Annotated in this window: 16 protein-coding genes and 1 tRNA gene; 15 read left to right on the top strand and 2 right to left on the bottom strand. The window is 45.2% G+C overall.

Translation table 11 applies throughout. The features are described 5' to 3' along the window. The first annotated feature begins 3 nt into the window (after positions 1–3). From Y696_RS07550 to Y696_RS07580, 7 genes are all read left to right on the top strand, one after another. Positions 4–456 carry a TrkA family potassium uptake protein gene (locus Y696_RS07550; RefSeq protein ID WP_006486984.1) on the top strand — a complete coding sequence of 151 codons (453 nt, stop codon included), beginning with the start codon at positions 4–6 and terminating at the stop codon, positions 454–456. Further along, the gene (locus tag Y696_RS07555; protein WP_121510144.1) at positions 453–1,112 is read left to right on the top strand and encodes a TrkA family potassium uptake protein; all 660 of its coding nucleotides are present in this window, start codon (positions 453–455) and stop codon (positions 1,110–1,112) included. The genes Y696_RS07550 and Y696_RS07555 overlap by 4 nt, the downstream gene beginning before the upstream one ends. Beyond that, positions 1,113–2,597, top strand: a complete 1,485-nt coding sequence (locus tag Y696_RS07560) for a TrkH family potassium uptake protein (RefSeq protein WP_099771420.1) — start codon at positions 1,113–1,115, stop codon at positions 2,595–2,597. It abuts the gene before it with no gap. Then, positions 2,590–3,864: a histidine--tRNA ligase gene (gene hisS / locus Y696_RS07565; protein WP_259459882.1), complete on the top strand. Its 1,275-nt coding sequence runs from the start codon at positions 2,590–2,592 to the stop codon at positions 3,862–3,864. Before Y696_RS07560 ends, hisS begins: the two co-directional genes overlap by 8 nt. Before the next feature lie 134 nt (positions 3,865–3,998). Beyond that, positions 3,999–4,739, top strand: a complete 741-nt coding sequence (locus Y696_RS07570) for a DUF4912 domain-containing protein (RefSeq protein ID WP_121510145.1) — start codon at positions 3,999–4,001, stop codon at positions 4,737–4,739. Between the two features lie 4 nt (positions 4,740–4,743). Continuing rightward, positions 4,744–6,348: a glycoside hydrolase family 57 protein gene (locus Y696_RS07575; RefSeq protein WP_121510146.1), complete on the top strand. Its 1,605-nt coding sequence runs from the start codon at positions 4,744–4,746 to the stop codon at positions 6,346–6,348. 139 nt (positions 6,349–6,487) lie between these two features. Continuing rightward, the gene (locus tag Y696_RS07580) at positions 6,488–8,689 is read left to right on the top strand and encodes a peptidylprolyl isomerase (protein ID WP_121510147.1); all 2,202 of its coding nucleotides are present in this window, start codon (positions 6,488–6,490) and stop codon (positions 8,687–8,689) included. A gap of 32 nt (positions 8,690–8,721) precedes the next feature. On the opposite strand, the gene Y696_RS07585 is transcribed toward Y696_RS07580, so the two are convergent. Then, positions 8,722–8,797, bottom strand: a tRNA-Gln gene (locus tag Y696_RS07585). Between the two features lie 56 nt (positions 8,798–8,853). Between Y696_RS07585 and Y696_RS07590 the strand changes: the two genes are divergently transcribed. From Y696_RS07590 to Y696_RS07625, 8 genes are all read left to right on the top strand, one after another. Then, positions 8,854–10,521 carry a nucleoside kinase gene (locus Y696_RS07590; protein WP_099771425.1) on the top strand — a complete coding sequence of 556 codons (1,668 nt, stop codon included), beginning with the start codon at positions 8,854–8,856 and terminating at the stop codon, positions 10,519–10,521. Positions 10,522–10,530: 9 nt separating this feature from the next. Then, positions 10,531–10,806 carry a metal-sensitive transcriptional regulator gene (locus tag Y696_RS07595; protein WP_121510148.1) on the top strand — a complete coding sequence of 92 codons (276 nt, stop codon included), beginning with the start codon at positions 10,531–10,533 and terminating at the stop codon, positions 10,804–10,806. Then, complete coding sequence (locus Y696_RS07600) at positions 10,807–11,592, top strand: tRNA (adenine-N1)-methyltransferase (protein ID WP_121510149.1); 786 nt, start codon at positions 10,807–10,809, stop codon at positions 11,590–11,592. Continuing rightward, positions 11,579–12,817 carry a S41 family peptidase gene (locus tag Y696_RS07605; protein ID WP_121510150.1) on the top strand — a complete coding sequence of 413 codons (1,239 nt, stop codon included), beginning with the start codon at positions 11,579–11,581 and terminating at the stop codon, positions 12,815–12,817. Before Y696_RS07600 ends, Y696_RS07605 begins: the two co-directional genes overlap by 14 nt. Beyond that, positions 12,814–13,488: a hypothetical protein gene (locus tag Y696_RS07610; RefSeq protein ID WP_099771429.1), complete on the top strand. Its 675-nt coding sequence runs from the start codon at positions 12,814–12,816 to the stop codon at positions 13,486–13,488. The genes Y696_RS07605 and Y696_RS07610 overlap by 4 nt, the downstream gene beginning before the upstream one ends. Before the next feature lie 98 nt (positions 13,489–13,586). Then, positions 13,587–15,995: an RND family transporter gene (locus Y696_RS07615; protein ID WP_259459883.1), complete on the top strand. Its 2,409-nt coding sequence runs from the start codon at positions 13,587–13,589 to the stop codon at positions 15,993–15,995. A 3-nt stretch (positions 15,996–15,998) separates the two neighbouring features. Continuing rightward, positions 15,999–16,616, top strand: coding sequence for a hypothetical protein (locus Y696_RS07620; RefSeq protein ID WP_099771431.1), 618 nt, complete (start codon positions 15,999–16,001; stop codon positions 16,614–16,616). Then, positions 16,613–17,233: a metallophosphoesterase family protein gene (locus Y696_RS07625; RefSeq protein ID WP_121510152.1), complete on the top strand. Its 621-nt coding sequence runs from the start codon at positions 16,613–16,615 to the stop codon at positions 17,231–17,233. The genes Y696_RS07620 and Y696_RS07625 overlap by 4 nt, the downstream gene beginning before the upstream one ends. A gap of 68 nt (positions 17,234–17,301) precedes the next feature. Here Y696_RS07625 and Y696_RS07630 read toward each other — a convergent pair whose 3' ends face one another. After that, complete coding sequence (locus tag Y696_RS07630; RefSeq protein ID WP_121510153.1) at positions 17,302–18,555, bottom strand: Glu/Leu/Phe/Val dehydrogenase; 1,254 nt, start codon at positions 18,553–18,555, stop codon at positions 17,302–17,304. Positions 18,556–18,713: the final 158 nt, after the last annotated feature.

Raw genomic sequence — 18,713 nt, forward strand, 5'->3', positions numbered from 1 at the left:
AAAATGCCTTTCATGAAAGGTGCGATAAAAAAAGATGAATACTATGTAGTGATTTTCGGTTGTGGGCGGCTTGGTTCTAGAATGGCAAACTGGCTCTCCTCCTTGGGGTGCAGCGTCGTCATTGTCGACAGAAATGAATCTTCTTTCGATGCCCTGTCGAACGAATTCACCGGCTTCAATATTCTGGGCGATGCAACGGAGCTCGACGTGCTTAAGGAGGCCAAGCTTGACAAGGCCGATGTTGCCCTTGTGCTTACTACGGATGACAACACAAATCTTATGGTCTCGATGTCGGCAAAAGAGTATTTCGAAGTGCCCCGAGTTGTCGCAAGAGCTTATGATCCTAACAACATCAAGATGTTCTCGGACTTTGGAATAGAAGTGATTTGTCCAACTCTCCTGGCTGTTGAGAGTATTAAGAGCGCATTGTATTTCATCGGCGGTGACGACAAATGAAGATTGTTCTAATTGGCGGTGAGAAGATTGCCTACCATCTTGCGCGAAGATTCTTGACCAAAGGCCAAAACGTTATGCTGGTCAACAAGAACGAGAGGTTCTGTGACGAAATGGCAAAGAAGCTCCGTGCCATTATCGTAAGGGGTGATGGAAGCAAGAGGTACGTTCTCGAGCAGCTTGAGCTTGACCCTACCGACCTGTTTGTTGCTCTGACTCCTTACGATCAGGATAATCTCGTCGCCTGTTTAACGGCTTCGCGTGTCTATGGGATCGAGAGACCGGTTGCTATGGTGAATGACCCCGACAACAAAGCGGTTTTCGAAAAAATGGGGATAAAGAGTGTGGTTAGTCCGACTGAAATCCTTGGTGTCGCGCTTGAAGACAGCCTTTTCAGAGAACACATAACGAATCTCCTCCCTTCTTCAGAAAAAGTCTCTATTCTTAGAATAGAGATGACTGATAAGTCGCCTATACTCGGAGAGGCGATAAAGGACATTCCTCTCCCTGATGAAAGTGTTATTGGAGCAATAGTCAGAGAGGATGAAGTTGTTATCCCAAGAGGGAACACTGTGATTGAAACGGGAGATGTTCTTCTAGTTCTTAGCAGTCCAACGGTACAGTCTGCAGTTTTCGAAACTCTCCTGGGAGAGGTGTAAATGTTTCTAAATCTTTTGAAACAGCGATACAGGCTTGTCTTTGGGTACCTGGGGAATCTATTTGTCTTCTTTCCCATTGTGCTGTTGATTCCACTACTGTATTGCATATGGTATCCCGAAGACTTCCTACAGAGTCTCGCTTTTGTGGAGGCTGCTTCGATCAGTTTTGTGATTGGGATGGCGTTGAAGCTGACTATGAAGGTCCGGCCAGGATCTCCGATAAGTGTTCAGGAAGGGGCCATAGTGGTCTTGTTCTCCTGGGTGATGGCGATAATCCTTTCGGCACTTCCCTTTATTTTTGCCGGATACTTCAATTTTACCCAGGCCGTTTTCGAGTCCACAAGCGGCTGGACTACTACGGGTCTGACTCTCACAGATGTCGAAACGATTCCTGGTAGTTTTCTTCTCTGGAGAAGCATGATGCAGTATCTTGGAGGAGCCGGCATCGCAATAATTATGATGTCCGCGATCTTAGGACCGGCGGGACTTGGACTCTATAAGGCCGAGGGCCGCATGGACAATCTTGTGCCGAATATCAAGAGTTCGACGCGGACAATAGCGGTAATATATGGTTCCTATGCTATAGCAGGGATTATAATGTATAGAATCGCCGGGATGAATCTCTTCGATGCCATAAATCATTCTCTCACCGCCCTGGCGACCGGTGGGTTTTCTACAAAGGCCAGATCGATCGCAGAGTTCAACAGCGTTTCAGTCGAGATTGTGACCATTGTGTTGATGTTGCTTGGAGCTACGGGATTCGGGATTCACTATACTATTTGGAAGAGAAACTTCAGAGCGTTCTGGAAGAACGGCGAGCCGAAGCTGATGTTCGTCATACTGGCGATCTTCACGCCGTTACTGATGACAGGCACGCTGTCCATTTTCTACTCCTCTGCCACGGAGCAGTTCCGCCACAGCGTTTTTCAGGCTGTTTCTGCTTTGACTGGAACCGGTTTCTCTACAGTGGACTTCGTACCATGGAATCATTTCGGGATATATTTGATTATTTTGCTCATGATATTCGGGGGAGATCTCGATTCAACATCTGGAGGTCTGAAGCAGTACAGGCTTTTTGCTCTCATAAAGATTCTATGGCTGGAAATCAGAAAGTACTTCCTTCCGAAAGATGCAATCCTTAAAGAGGAAATCTGGAAGGGTGAAACGAAGAGGTATATAGACAACTCTCTGGTCAAAGAGATTCTGCTTGTCTTCTCCCTGTATTTCCTAACGTATGCCATTGGAACTGGCGTCTTGATGGCTTACGGCCACTCGATGGCTTTTTCAGCATTTGAATATGCATCTGCCCTTAGCACTGTCGGTCTCTCGGTTGGAATAACAGCTCCTAACGCACCTGCCGGGTTGATCTGGGCCGAAACAATTGGCATGTTTCTGGGAAGGCTCGAATTTCTAGTCGTAATATATGCTATAACTAAACTGATGAGAGACGGGAGAATCCTATTAAGAAGACGGAGGAATGCATAATATAATGATTACCAGAATTAAGGGTACCCAGGATATAACCTTTGACGATATCGGATACTGGCACTATGTGGAGGAGGCAATTAGAAGTATCTCGCACAGATACTCCTTCACCGAAATACGGACTCCAATCTTCGAAGCTACAGAGCTTTTCAAGAGAAGTGTCGGTGAATCAACGGACGTTGTTCAGAAAGAGATGTATACATTTGAAGACAAGGGTGGCAGATCGATAACCTTGCGGCCGGAAGGCACCGCGAGTGTCGCAAGGGCCTTTATCGAGAATTCCTTAGTGAATCTTGGTGCTCCAATAAAACTCTTTTACAACGGTCCCATGTTCCGTTATGAAAAGCCTCAGGCAGGCAGACTGCGCCAGTTCCATCAGTTTGGCGCGGAGATACTGGGATCCGAGAGTCCGTTGGCAGACTTTGAAATAATCGAGATGGCCTATAGTTTTCTTAAGGAGCTGAAGATAAGCAAGACAAAGCTTTTCATCAATTCGATCGGTTGCCCCAAATGCAGGGAAGATTACAAAACTGCGCTCAGAGATTATTATCGGGACAAACTGCCAGGAATGTGCGCTGATTGTCAGCGAAGATTTGATACAAACGTGTTGAGACTACTCGATTGTAAGATCGATAAAGAGCACGCTAAAAACGCTCCTAGTATTCTTGATTATCTCGATGAAGATTGCAGGAACCATTTTGAGGAACTCCAGTGGTATCTAAGGAAGGCTGACATTGAATATGAAGTCGACCCTCTGCTTGTCCGCGGACTTGATTATTACAGCAGAACGGCCTTCGAAATCCGCTCTTCATCACTGGGTAGTCAGGACCAACTCGTTGGTGGAGGTCGATACGACGGTCTGGTCGAATACATAGGGGGAAACAGCTGCCCGGCAGTTGGATTTGCGATAGGACTAGAAAGAATAGTAATGCTCTTGAAATCCGAAAAGGTAAATGTGAACGTCCCCGAAATCCCTCAGGTTGCAATACTGGCATTTGGCAGAGAGGAAAACATCAGGGGATTCGACTACTCCAGAAGACTTCGTAAGATGGGCATTTCAACTTACGTTGATGTTATGGAGAGAAACATGCGCAACAAAATGAAGCATGCGGCAAGAATCGGCGCAAAGATTTCTTTGATAGTTGGAAGAGAAGAGATTGAGAGAGACATTGTAACTGTCAGGGTTATGAGGGACGGGTCACAGTTTCAGGTAGATAGCGATTATATGTCCGATTATGTGGTCGATAAGTTAAGAGATATTTCGTAAACCTGCCATGTTTTGTTGTCTAATAAAGAAAAATGATAATAATCGCCGTTATTCACCTATAATACCTTGAATTTTCTCCCTTGAGTGTGTTATCATCTACTTTAGTAGGAAATCATGCCCGGGAGGTTTTTCATATGAGCAACGAAGAGATTCTAACTTTCCTTAGTAAAGATCCAACGATTCAGGACCTTCGTCGTTATGCGAAGATGATGGGGATCAACTTGAAGAGAACGATGAGAAAGAAGGATATCACCCGCGCCTTGAAGAAACTTGTTCAAAAGAGCAGACAGACGTCCAGCACTACTACTGCAAAGAGCAGACCCTCAGAAATACTTCGCCCATCTAAGCCGGAAGATGCCCAAATTCCTTCATCATATTCACGCGACTTTGTCGTTATTCACCCGGTCAATCCCTACTGGGTTTACGTGATGTGGGATCTGTCCGAATGGACTGCAAGAAGCATTTCAGATCATTCTTCAAGAAAGCTTCTAGTGAGAGTGAGTGACATTACAAACATTATCTATGACGGGATGAACGCTCACAGATTCAAAGAGGCCAGCATCTCCGCCGATGCCGGAAACTGGTACTTCCAGGTAGATTTCCCCGATGCAGATTATATTGCCGAGATTGGGTATTATATCGGTGCTAACTTCAACAGTGTTTTGAAATCGAGGATTGCCAGAACACCTAGAAACTCACCAAAATTTTCCGATTACGAAATTTGGGTAGATCTCAAGAAGGGGTCGAGGAAAGAGTACAAAACATCTCACGAAGAATTCGTCTTCGAACGCGCGACTAAGTCTTCGGGGCCAACGGGCAATCCATCTTCTGAGGAGTTCATTAAGACTATCTCGAAGAGCAAGAGCGGGAGATGATTGAATGGAAAGAGGCAGACTGATTCTCATGCTCCACGCACACTTGCCTTTCATAAACCATCCTGACTTTCCAAGCTTCATGGAAGAAAGGTGGCTTTTTGAAGCAATTACGGAAACATACATTCCTTTGCTTCAGGTTTTCAGAAGATTGAAAGATGACAGTGTGAACTTCAGAGTGACAATGAGTATAACTCCACCTTTGATGGAGATGCTTGCCAATCAAGATCTGCAGAAGAAGTACATCAATTATCTTGGTTCATCCATCGAATTGGCCGGGAGTGAGATTTCGAGAACGGTCTCGGAGCATCCAGCTGCGAATAGACTAGCCTTGCACTATTTGAAAGAGCTCCAGGAGATAAAAAGAGTCTATGAAGAGTGCAACAGAGACCTTGTTGGAGAGTTTGCCAAACTCCAGGAAAGCGGAGAGTTGGAAATCGTAACGTGTAACGCTACTCATGGTTTTCTCCCCCTTATGACAAACTTTCCGGAGACAATCAATGCTCAAGTTGAAATCGGGGTGCAGTCTTACAAGAGACATGTAGGAAAGGATCCGAGAGGAATCTGGTTGGCGGAGTGTGGTTACGTTCCTGGCTTCGACTCCTACCTGCGCGAACATGGTCTCTCGTTCTTCTTCGTAGATTCGCACAGTTTCTGGTACGGAGATCCCGCTCCAAGATACGGAGTGTACAGGCCAGTGGTTACTCCGGAGAGTGTCTTTGTATTTGCAAGAGACCCGGAATCTAGCCAGCAAGTTTGGAGCGCTGAGGTAGGTTATCCCGGAGATGCCAGATATAGAGAATTTTACAGGGACGTTGGATTCGATCGTGAAGAGGACTATATAAGACCCTACATAGATCCGAGTGGTGAACGGTGCAATACTGGCATCAAGTATTTCAAGATAACGGGAAAGGATGTACCTCTGAACGATAAGAGCTACTACGACATCGATGATGCAAAAAAGGCAACGATCGAGCATGCAAGAGACTTCGCAAATAGAAAGAGAGAACAGGTGAGAAGGCTTTCCAAGCAGTTCGATGGAGAAGAACCCGTCATCGTTGCGCCGTTCGATGCCGAGCTTTTCGGACACTGGTGGTACGAAGGGCCTCTCTTTATTGAAGAGCTATTCAGAGATTTAAATGGAGACGAAACCGTTGTTCCATCGACACCACCCGAAGTGATTGAGTCCATGGAACAGGCGCAGGTTGTAACCCCAAATACATCGACATGGGGAGCGAACGGTTACAATGAAGTTTGGCTGAACGGTAGGAATGACTGGATATACAGGCATCTCGACGAGGGTTCTAGGAGAATGATAGAGCTTGCAAGGAAGTATGAGAGAACTGAAGATCCTCTTAAAATTAGGGCCCTAAATCAGATGGCGAGAGAGCTTCTCCTTGCTCAGTCAAGCGATTGGGCTTTCATAATAACTACCAACACAACCGTAGAATATGCAGTCTTCAGAACAAAGACTCACATCGACAGGTTGCTGACGCTTTACAGAGAGATCGAGAGTGACTCGATCGACGATCACAGGTTGAAGACCCTTGAATGGATTGACTCGATATTCCCATACCTGGATTTCAGGGTTTACGCAAAGCAAGTTGGTTAGTTACATCGGCCATCTTTCTTGATATCGCGCCGATTACAAGAGCATACTTACTATGGTATAATTCGTGAAGCCGGGGGAGGCATAAACCTCCCCCTGTTGGTTGTAGAGTATTAGGTACTTGGAGGGAGTTGAAAACTAAATGCCAAACAGAAAATCGAGAGGAAATTCTAATTTCATGAAATCCATTCAGCGGCCGATTGTGTGGGCCGTGGCCATACTCTTTGGAGTTGGAATAGTCTGGTGGTCGGTTGCCCAGTATCTTGGAGGGGGCTCCCAGGGCAATGAGCAGGGCATCGGTACGGAGATCAGTTTTAGCGAAACTGTCGGAGGGCTTACAAAAGACGGTACCCCTCTCTCAAACTCAGATTACTGGATCACTTATTCAGAATACGAAACGTCTGTGCGCGACACACTTACGAATCTTCGGAGTCAGGGTTACAACTTTGATCCATACTTTGAAACGGAAAACTATCCCAGTGAAATGGGAATCAGATATGATTTGTTCAAGTCATTGATAGATCAGAAGACACTTCTTCTCTACGCGACAGAGAACGATGTCCTTCCAGCTGAGGAACAGGTCGATGCGGAAACGAAGAGAATCGTCGATGAATACGTGGCAGATGAGGAAACAAAATCCGCAATTGTTTATCAGTACGGTTCGGTAGATGCTTTCTCTGAACTGATAAGAGACTATGTAGCAACACAAATGCTTGCAACTAATGTCACGCAGAAAGCTATTCCCGACATGGAAGAGAGATTTGAGAACTACGTCAACGAAAATATGGAAGATCTGAAGATCAACTATGAGAGAGTCGATGCAAACCACATTCTCGTCTCGGATGAAGCAAGTGCGGTTGAGATTAAGTCGATGATAGACAGCGGCGAGATCTCGTTCACAGATGCCGCGACTCAGTTTTCTATCGATACCGGCTCCGCGGTTAACGGCGGGGCCCTTGGTGAATTCGGAAGGGGTCAGATGGTGCAGGAATTTGAAGATGCCTCGTTTGATGCTACGCCCGGTCTTGTAATAGGCCCTGTGGAATCGCAGTTCGGCTACCACTTGATTCAGGTTAACAGCAAAACAACTTTCGACACTTTCGAGGAGTTTGCCAGCACTTCTGCCTATCAGACTGAGCTAGGCCGCTTTGAAAATGAGGAGTTCAATAAATGGATAGCCGACTATCGGCAAGAGAACAATCTCTCATATACAGTCAACGATCCCGATTTGCAGATGTACGCCAGATATGACGAGGCAATTTCCGACCCAGAAAAGTCAAGTGCGCTTCTTGAGGAGCTCGAGAAAGACTACTTCGACGAATCCGGCAATCTCCTGATTGGAGACTCGTATCTTCCCGTTGTTTTCTACACTGAACTCGTCGAAAACGAGATAACGAAGCTTAGAAACCAGATATTTGATCTTGAAGATCTTCAGGATTTATTGCTGACTCTACCTTCTACGGCCACTTCGCTGACGATCGATGAAATTGACAGCCGGCTCGAGACGATCCCATCGACAGATACGGAGGCCAGAAGCGTACTTACCGACACGAAAAGGGCCAAAGAGTACATGAGTGAATTCAACGTAGAGACTCCTGAAGAAATCGAAGAGGCTCTTACGGAGAAACGTAGTTTGCTTGACAGCAAGAACTTGCGATTCGAGAATTCGGTGCGATACCTTTATTCTGTGATGCCAAATTCAACGAGAGTGATTAACTACATGTACCAGATAGACGGTGATAATCCCGAAGTGGTATACATGTACAACGAAACTTCTTATAACGCAAACATAAGGCCTCTTCTCGAAAGCCCCGAGCTACTCGACAGCTATCTCGAATATTATGGACAGTACTTCGGCGCTCAGGCAAGATCACTTCTCCTGGATTCTCCAATTCAGGGAATTGAAAGCGATCTTAACCAGAAGGTTATCAACTCCACCGAAGCAGCTACCGATCTCAAGATGAGCGCTCTATACCTCCTTGTGGATATATATGAAAAGATGGCGAACATGGAGCAGAACGAGCAGATAACGCAGATATACCTTCTCAGTGAAAAGCACTATCTTGAGAAACTTGCCGAACTCTATCCCGAAGACGAAACTATTGGATCGCTCATCGAAACAATAGAATTCCAGATTTCCGAACTTAATGCTCAGAATACCGTCGATGCAACTCCAACGGCTGACGCTACTTCTACTGAAGCCTCGACCGAAACGGTTATCGACACTGAGATAGGAACAGGCGAACTGGAAGTTCCTTTCGGCAATGATGAGCCTTCTTCTGTCGGAGACGTTGATTTAGACGTGAATTTCGATAGCGAAGGGGCTACAGAGACTGTTAACTAGCAGAACGAAGGGTGGCTTACGCCACCCTTTTCTGGCTGGGGCGGCAGGATTCGAACCTACGGATGTCAGAGCCAAAATCTGATGCCTTACCAACTTGGCTACGCCCCACAGCAAATAGATTCTAACATCGACGATTTGTGGTGTCAATGATTTGGAGTGATTCTATGGCTGACCACGAGATTTTTGTAAAGGAATTGGGCAAGAAGATCCATGTGACGAGAGAGACTTCCTTCTTTGAACTTTCGAAAATGTGCGGCGAATTCCACAAGGCTCCTATAATGGCTGCTAAATCCGGAAACTCTTTAATAGAGCTTTGTAGAAATGTAAACGGCGAAAAGGAAGTGGAATTCATTGATCTCTTTTCCCTCGATGGAATAAGGATCTATACGAGGGGGACTCTGTTCATACTCTTCATTGCAATCAGGGAGCTGTTCGGTTCGGCACAGTTGAATGTGCACCACTCCAGAGGAACGGGACTAGTCTGCAATATCGAGGGATTAGAAAGTACTTCGGAGAATCTCATTAGAATCGAAGAGAGAATGAGGGAGTTAGTCAAAGAGGATATCGTTTTCGAAAAAGCCACGCTGAGGAAATTCGAGGCAATACGGCTTTTCAGTGAAGATGGACAGAGAGACAAGGCTCTGCTCTTCAAATACAGAAAGAAATCGACCGTCAATATTTACAGATGTAAGGGATTCATGAACTACTTCTACGGTTATATGCCTTACTCGACCGGAGCTATACTAAATTTTTCTCTAATACCCTATGGAGATTATTTCATACTGAATCTCCCCGACACAAAACAGCCTGACAGGCTACCGAAGTTCGTCGATCAGCCAAAGATCTCTGCCATCTTCCTCGAACATGAAAGATGGGGCGAGATCCTCGGAGTGAAGACTATTGGAGAGATAAACGAAATAATAAGTAAGGGTCCAAGAGAGATTCGAGAGATAGTGAATATTACGGAATCCCTCCATGAAAAGAAGATCGGTGCCATCGCAGACCAGATTGCCAAACATAAGGAACCCAGTCTGATTCTTATAGCAGGTCCTTCAAGTTCCGGAAAGACAACCTTCTCAAAGAGGCTGATGCTTCATCTCAAGGTACTCGGTATGAATCCCGTTCAGATATCGATTGACGATTACTTCGTCGACAGAGAAAAAACTCCGCTTGACGAGAACGGTAATTACGATTTCGAATCGATACATGCTCTTAACATCGATCTGTTCAACGAGCAGATCTCGCAACTCTTGGATGGCAAAGAGGTCTTACTTCCCAAATTTGATTTCATGCTTGGCAAGAGCGGCTTCCATGACAAACCCATCAGAATCTCCGAGGGTCAACCGGTGATCATAGAGGGGATTCATGGCCTTAATGAATTGTTAAGCAGCTCCGTTCCAAGGCACAGGAAATTCAAGATATATGTCAGCGCCCTGACGCAAATGAATCTCGATAGTCTGAACAGAATACCAACAACAGACGTCAGATTGCTACGCAGAATAGTGCGTGACAACAGATCGAGAGGACACTCGGCACTGGACACAATGCGTATGTGGCCAAGCGTCCGAAGAGGAGAGGATAAGTATATATTTCCCTTTCAGGAAGAGGCAGATGTCATGTTCAATTCTGCAATAGTGTATGAGCTAGCAGCGTTAAAGGGGTTTGCAGAGCCTCTACTTGTTCAAATTGATGATTCCGTACCAGAATATCTCGAAGCTAAGAGGCTTCTCAGGTTCATTGATTATCTGCTTCCAATGATGAACCTCGAGGATATTCCGAGAACCTCCATTATAAAGGAGTTCATTGGTGGCAGCGTATTCGGTTCCTTATGAGGTGAAGCCATGCAAAGAGTAGACGAAGAAACAAGGAAAGCTGTCCTGAACAGACTGAAAAGAATCGAGGGCCAGATTAGAGGGCTGCAGAAAATGGTTGAAAATGACAGAGTCTGTGGTGATATTCTGACGCAGGTGTCGGCCGTCAACTCTGCACTCTCAAAAGTATCAGAAATGATAGTCAAAGGCTATACGAGGAAGTGCGTAATTGAGGCCAGTAAATCTGGTCAGATCGAAGAGCTTGACACTCTGATCGAGAACATAATTAAACTCAGAGGAGTTTAGATGATTGATTACGGTGACAGCGTTCTGATAATGCTCGAAGACGAAGAAGCGAAATACTTCTCTGAGGTGAAGAGAGGCAGTGTCCTGAAGACACATTATGGAAACCTGATAATGGATTCTCTTGTGGGAAGAGAATTCGGAGAGAAGATCAGATTGGGGCTTCGGGATGCCTTCTTGATAAAACCATCAATGATTGACGGCATCTTCTCTTTGAAGAGGTCAACACAGATAGTGTATCCAAAGGATGTCGCATTTATCTTGTTATACCTCGACATAAAGCCGGGCGATGTTGTTTATGAAGCCGGAACGGGGACGGGTGTAATGACTTCGGTCTTTTCTCGAGCGGTAGGTGAGTCGGGCAAGGTGGTATCATATGAAAAGAGACAGGATTTCTTGGAAAAGGCGCAGAAGAACGTTCGCCATCTTGGCCACATTGAACGAGTGACGTTCGCATCTGGGGATGTTGCGGAATGCGAAGAAAGTCAGAAAGCCGACGCCTTCTTTCTTGATGTTCCCGATCCTTCCGCTTCCCTTGAGAGTGCGGTAGCCATTCTTAAGAAAAGTGGCAGGATCTGCATTCTCTGCCCGACAGCTAATCAGGTTCAGGAAACTTTAACGATTCTTGGAACATTGGGAGTTATTGATATCCAGGTGTGGGAGATACTTGCCAGAAGCTATAAGGCAAACCCCGAAAGATTCAGACCTGAAGATAGGATGGTCGGTCATACTACATACCTGGTGTTTGGCATAAAGGTAGAGGGGAGGAAATTAAATGGAAAAGAATAGAGTCCTTAAGATATTATTGACTGTTTCAGTCCTGCTTGCAGTTTTCTTCCTGGGCGCACTTTCATCGATGACAGACGATGAAATGTTCGAGAAGTTCAGCCCCGTTTTCGAGATTCTTACGTACATAGATCGCAACTATTACGACATTGAAAAGGTAGATTATGACGCGATTTTAAATGAGACTTTGACAGGCACGATGCGTGGACTCGACGATCCCTTTGCATGGTATTTTGACCCGGTTCAAACTAAGGAAAACGAACTGGATACCACCTCCAAGTACGGTGGGATTGGCTCTACGGTGCAGTACAACATTGAGTTCGATTGTCTAGAAGTGGTGGCCCCGATGGCCGGAAGCCCTTCCGAAAGAGTTGGCCTTAGAGCAGGCGATTTGATTCTCACAATTGACGGAGTGGCGGTATCGGAAGTCGGTTATTACGGTGCAGTGAATATGCTGAGAGGAGACCCCGATACTCAGGTAGTTCTTGAGGTCTATAGAGAATCCGTAGAGGATCCCTTTTTTGTAGAGATCACAAGAGCCTTCATAGAGATTAAGAGTGTCAAGACGGAATTGCTTTCTGTTGAAGATACCGATATTTCTTACATTCAAATAACCGGTTTCAACGCGCCAACTTATGATGAATTCCAGGATGCTCTAAATTTGAGCAGAGAGAGTGAGGCGTTCATTATCGACCTTCGTAACAATCCTGGCGGGCTACTACAGAGCGTTTTGAACATATCATCACTGATGCTTCCAAAGGGCAAGAGAGTAATAACGATAAGATATAGGGACGGTCAGGAAGAGGTTTACAATTCCTGGGGATCGAGATATAATTCCTACTTCACAGACAAGCCGATTGTTGTGCTTGTAAACGATGGCAGTGCTTCTGCATCAGAGATACTCACGGGGGCGCTTAAGGATCACGGACTGGCAACGGTGATAGGAACGACAACTTTCGGAAAGGCAGCAGTTCAGACAGTATTTAATCTCTCGAACGGAGGAGAAATATGGCTTCCAACCGCGCATTATTTTACTCCGAATGGAAGTGATATTCATCTTCAGGGAATAGAACCAGATATAATTGTTGAAGCCGGTGAGGAAGCTCCCAGCGAGGACGGGAGAGAGCTGACGCTTTCAACGGCTACTGTAGATGTGGAACACGATCTTCAACTTTCGAAAGCTATCGAGACTATTCTCGAGAAACTGGGAGTTAAGGTTGTAAATTGAAGATAGCAAGTGTTTCAATACTGATTTCGCTTATCGCGCTGATTTGTGGGCTTCTAGTAATTCTATACATGAATTTTGAAACACTTCAGAATGTCGGGAGCCGGAGAGCGACTCCCGATTTCTTTCTCAGAAACAGCTTTATACCTTTGCTTGAGAGGTTCCGAAATCATCTCGAAGAGACAAAGGAATTCAGCTCTGTTCTCCTGCAACTAGAGAGAGAAGGTGTCGGACCCTGGATCATGTCGGCTGAAAAAGGTATTAGAACATTTACCTGCCCATACAAGGAAGTCTTCTCTAGGTTGCAGACTCTCTTCTACATTGAAACGGGGAAGAACGGTACAAGAGAACACGAGACAGTAGAGTTTTTCGGTAGCACGGTAACTAGAATAGAGTCCATCGATTACGGAGCTTTCCGACTTACTTATCTGCCTGGTTACACGCTTGTCATGGAGTCAGACTACAATTCATTGCTGGAAGAAGGATTCAGCTTTTACAGAGTACATTTTATGCACTCTATAAGTCCCGGGAGTTTTGTCTCAGACGTCTTTGCCGGAAGTGGTCCTGTTGTCGTTTTAAGAGAGGGCGGCGCGATCAACCAGTCCTTCATTGAAACTGTGGAACGCTACTCAATACCCTATCTTCCGGTAAGGTATTTTCTGATAAAAGACTGAAGCGATTAGCGAAAAAGATGTTTCTTCATTTCAAAGTTGGTATACTTGAGATGCTTTTCTAAAGACAAAAATATTCGATGGTGAGTGATGGTTAGTTGTTGAGACTGAGTGAATTTGTCATTAGACACCGTGTTGCCGTCATAGTTTTTTTCGTTATACTCGGCGCCTTCGGTGCATATCTTTCCACGAAGCTGAATATCGATTCAGATTTACTCAAAATACTACCCAAAGACAATCCTGTTGTGAAGCAATACAATCGTTTCATTAGCGGGGATACTTCTGGAGACGTTACATATATCGTACTCCAGACTGATGATAAAAGTGAAAAGGGCATAGAGAATCTGATTTCTGCAGGAAGGCAGATTTATGAAACGGCCAATGAAATGAAGAATATCGAATCTTTCGTGAGATTCGATGTTATGTCAGATTTGGGGCCACTCGGGCTTCTTATGGTAGATCCCGCTGAACTCTCTTCAATGAGAAGCCGAGACCAGGACCTCTCTAGAACCGTTCAAAGCCTCGTCAATTACGATTTTTCAGCTGTCCGCAGTATAGGTCAGATGCTTGTTGAATTTGAGGAGCTCAAAGGGCTTCTGGGGAATTCCCCGCAATCCGACGAATTCTGGAATTTTGTAAGGTTGCCGGAAACGATCCCAACGAACGATCCAATGGTCCTGGTAATGGGTATAAGACTTGATGGTCCTTCTTCGGACGTGTCTTATGTAAACAGAGTCATACCCGTTCTGAGACGGTGGGTAGGAGAGATATGCAGATCATATGGTTTGTCCTTCGGCATGGCAGGCGATCACTTTGGGACGTACGATTCAAACAAGCAAGTTAACAGTGACTTCATGCTCACCACGATTATCTCTCTTGTGGGAATATCTCTTCTCTTCTTTTTTGCCTACTCAAGTCTCAAGATTACTCTCTATGTCTTCTTTTCTCTGGCAATTTCCATGTTTATCACTCTAGGGATTTCCTATGTTGTTTTCGGATCCCTCAACATAATAACTACTTTTGTCACTGCGATTACCCTTGGCCTGGGAATAGACTACGGAATTCATATGATCACAAGGCTTTCCGATGGAGCGTCAAAGCAGAAGAACGCGGTCGCTCTGCTGAGAGATGCATATGGTGCACTTACCAGACCGCTTCTGGCGAGCATGGTAACGACTGCGCTGGTATTCATAATCCTTGCCGCAATCGACTCGCCCGCCATAAGAGAACTCGGGATTCTTTCATCGATTGGGATCGTAGTCTTCTTTGTTGTAATGATTGTCTTTCTTCCGGCCTTATCAATTAAGACCCTCATGAATTCAACAAAGGTTGCAAACATACATCTCCTTGATCGATTCTTTCAGAAGATTTCCAGAGTAATCATAAAGTTCGGAGTCATCTCGGGAGGAGTTGTTTTTGCGTTGCTCCTCATACTGAGTTATCTAGGATTGAATAACATCAGGAGCTTTTCCTACACGCCTCCGGGTTTGATGTCACCCGACTCTGAGCAAGTGGCGATTCCGAACCTCATCGAAAGGACATTTGGCGGCAGCATAATAAACACGGTTCCTTTCATACTTCCCGATCTTGATTCGTTGAGAAAGGCACACGAGGAGATTGCTCGGAATCCTAACTTCAAAAGCTCATTCTCCATTCTTTCGATTGTTGAAGGAGGAAAGGGAGATTACATGAGTCAGATGGAGCAGGTCGTGAGAGAGATCGACGCACTGCGGGACTCACCGCTTGTTGAAGCGGTATTCAAGAAAGCAAACTACTATGACTTTATCGTCGAGTTGCTCGATAGGGCCGGGACTGTGGAGAGCTCCGATGATCTTATAAGTTTAGTTACTGAAGTCATCCCGGAGAGTCTTAGAGACCAGTTGCTTTACACAGGTGGCGATGGAAAGACTTACTTTCTGTTGAACTCCGAACCGTCATCGTATATATATAGGAACAATGTTATAAAAATAATATACGACAGTCTAAGTCCGGAACTTAAGGAGACCTTTGGGGGATATCCAAAGGTCTTCTATTATCTGATGGATCTTGTAAGGCGAGTTTCACTTTCCATATGTCTTGTCGCTTTTCTAGCGATCTTTGTAGTTGTAGCGGCGGAGAGAAAGTCCTTAATCGACGGGTTCAAAGTACTCCTTCTTATGATAGGGATTTTGATGTCCATGTTTGGTTTGATGGAGCTGTTGGGCGTTGAAACAACATTTGTCACGGTAATTTCCGCTCCGTTGATAATCGGTATTGGGGTCGACAGTCTTGTGTACGTTATGCATAGTTCTAAAAAGAAAGGAAATTCCGAGCTATCAAAAACCCTTAAATCGATAACCATGTCTTCGGCCACAACGATGCTCACCTTCTTCTCATTTGTTTTTGCAAAGGGAAAGCTTTTGAGCGCGTTCGGTATCAGTCTCGGGGTTGGTGTTTTGGCCGCACTGATTGTTGCAACTTTTCTTGTTCCCGTGCTACCATGGAACAGCAGAGAGAAGATCGGAGGTTGAGACATGCCATTACATCTTTTAGTGGCCTATTATGTAGTTGATCATGCTTTTGTGAATAACAAGAAACTGGCAAAGATGGATGACAAGAAGTTCTGGATGCATTTTGTATGGGTTGTTCTTGTCTTTCTTGCTTTCACTTTCGATGTCTTTTTATCGAATCCGCTTGGAATTCTTATTCTAATACTGTCCATAGGTTTGACGGTCACTCTTGATATGGGACGAAAGAGACTTTCCAATGAACTGATAGAGATAATTGCATTCTTCCTTTTGCTTTTCTTGACATTGCTTGGAAGAAGTTTTTTGATCGAATCCTTCGTTACCGTGGAGTTTTCCTGGTATCTGATGGGAATGCTTCTGACAACGGTTGGACTAACCTATTTTCTTCGGGGAAGGATTATAAAGGAAGAAGCGACTGATTCAATTGGAATTGCCGAGAGAATGTCTATATTCATCTTTATTCTCGCAAATCAATGGACCTGGGTGATAATATCTGTAGCCGCGGGGCTTGCTTTCCGGGCTGTGTTTTCGAAAGAAAAGAAGATTGAATGGATTATCAGTCCCGTTGCAGGAGTGCTTATATCATACTTATGGCAGTTGTTGATGAGGGGCATTCTGGGTTGACCTATGCAATAGGGGATATTCACGGTTGCCTTTTGCCTTTGAAAAGACTCATTAGTGCCCTTGATCTCAAGGATGACGACTCACTTGTTTTCATAGGAGATTATGTGGACCGCGGTCCTAATCCCAGAGGAGTTATAGACTTTCTCATTGCGCTTTCAGCGAATTACGAGTGCCACTTCATTCGCGGCAACCACGAGCAGATGTTCCTAGATTACTTGAATGGCGTTCAGGGTTCCACAATATGGGCATATAACGGAATGGAGACAACGATAAGAAGTTACGGAACCATAAGATCCATTCCCGAATATCACATCGAGTTTCTCAACAACACAGTTCTGTACTATGAAGAGAAGGGCTTCATCTTTGTTCATGCAGGAGTCAGACCGGGAATTCCTCTGAAGAAGCAAGATCCAAAAGATCTCCTTTGGATTAGAGAACCCTTTCTAGAGAGCAGCTACCCGATCAAGGGTCGAACGGTTGTCTATGGCCACACGCCATTAATAAGTGGTCCACTCATTCAGGAGGGCAAGATCGGTATCGACACAGGTTGTGTTTACGGTGGCTTCTTAACGGCTTACAGAGTTGATGACAATTTCTATCTTTCCGAAAGGCTATAAATACTCATCTCAACAAAAGAGCGGAAGAAAGTTCTTCCGCTCGATTAATTTGCTCTCCGTTAAGACTATCAGGGATAGATACCTCTAAGTTTCGTTGCAAGCGCGACTTTCTCTATTGAATCAACGTATGCGGCAGTTCTCATATCGATACTGTATTTGTTCATTGTCGATATTACGGAACCAAAAGCCTCTTTCATTATCTTATGCAAGGCTCTCCTAACATCTTCTACATCCCAGAAGTAATGCTGAAGTCCCTGTACCCATTCGAAGTATGATACCGTTACTCCACCTGCATTTGCCAGGAAGTCCGGAATAACAAAAATGTTTTTTGCAAGAATCATATCTTCGGCTTCAGGGGTCATAGGGCCATTTGCACCCTCAACAACTATCTTCGCCCTGATGTTCCTGGCGTTCTTTTCGGTAATTGCGTTTTCGAGAGCAGCAGGAACAAGGATATCCACGTCGAGACCGAGAAGATCTTCATTGCTGATCTTCTGCCCCTTGGGATAACCTTCGATTACTCCGTTGTTCTGGTCTCTGTAGGCCATCAGATCATCGATATCAAATCCGTCGGGATTGTAAAGGCCGCCTGAAACGTCGCTCAAGCCAACCACTCTCGAACCCATCTCTTCAGCAATCAGCTTTGCCGCGTAGGAACCGACGTTTCCGAAGCCCTGAACGGCCACTTTTGCCTTCTTTGGATCCATGTCTTTGTACCTAAGCGCCTCTTCAGCAACAACCCTTACTCCGCGGCCTGTGGCCTCGGTTCTTCCCTTTGACCCTCCGATTTCCAGAGGTTTTCCTGTGACAATTCCCAGTACGGAGTGGCCGATGTTCATGGAGTACGTGTCCATGTACCATGCCATTATCTGTGCATTTGTATTGACATCGGGTGCTGGGATATCTTCTCCTTCACCGATGATTATCTGAATCTCTGAGAAGTATCTCCTGGAGAGTCTCTCAATCTCGTTTATAGAAAGTTCCTGTGGGTTTACACAGACCCCACCCTTTCCTCCCCCATAAGGAATGCCTACAACCGCGCACTTCCATGTCATCCAAAAAGCAAGAGCCTTCACTTCGTCAAGGGTAACGTTCTGATGATACCTGATTCCTCCCTTTGCGGGACCCCTGGCGACGTTATGCTGAACTCTATGCCCTGTGAAAACCTTGATTTCACCGTTATCCATTCTGACAGGAAAGTTTACCGTGAGCTCTCTCTTAGGAAAGGACAGGACCTGCCTCATACTTTGGCTAAGATCCATCACATCGGCTGCCTTATTGAATTGCTTTAACGCATTTTGGAACAAACTAGTTTCGGCCACAAGAATACCTCCTCAATTTAATGATCCTCAAATGAATTCTATGACCATCTCGAATTCTTCTCAAACCTAAATATCGGCAAAAGACAGCATCTACGACTAATTAACGTACCCTAGGTAACCTTTTCGGTGCCACTTTCCTGTATGCTAATCGCCAATAA

This window comes from Mesotoga sp. H07pep.5.4 (assembly GCF_003664935.1).
Taxonomy (GTDB): Bacteria; Thermotogota; Thermotogae; order Petrotogales; family Kosmotogaceae; genus Mesotoga; species Mesotoga prima.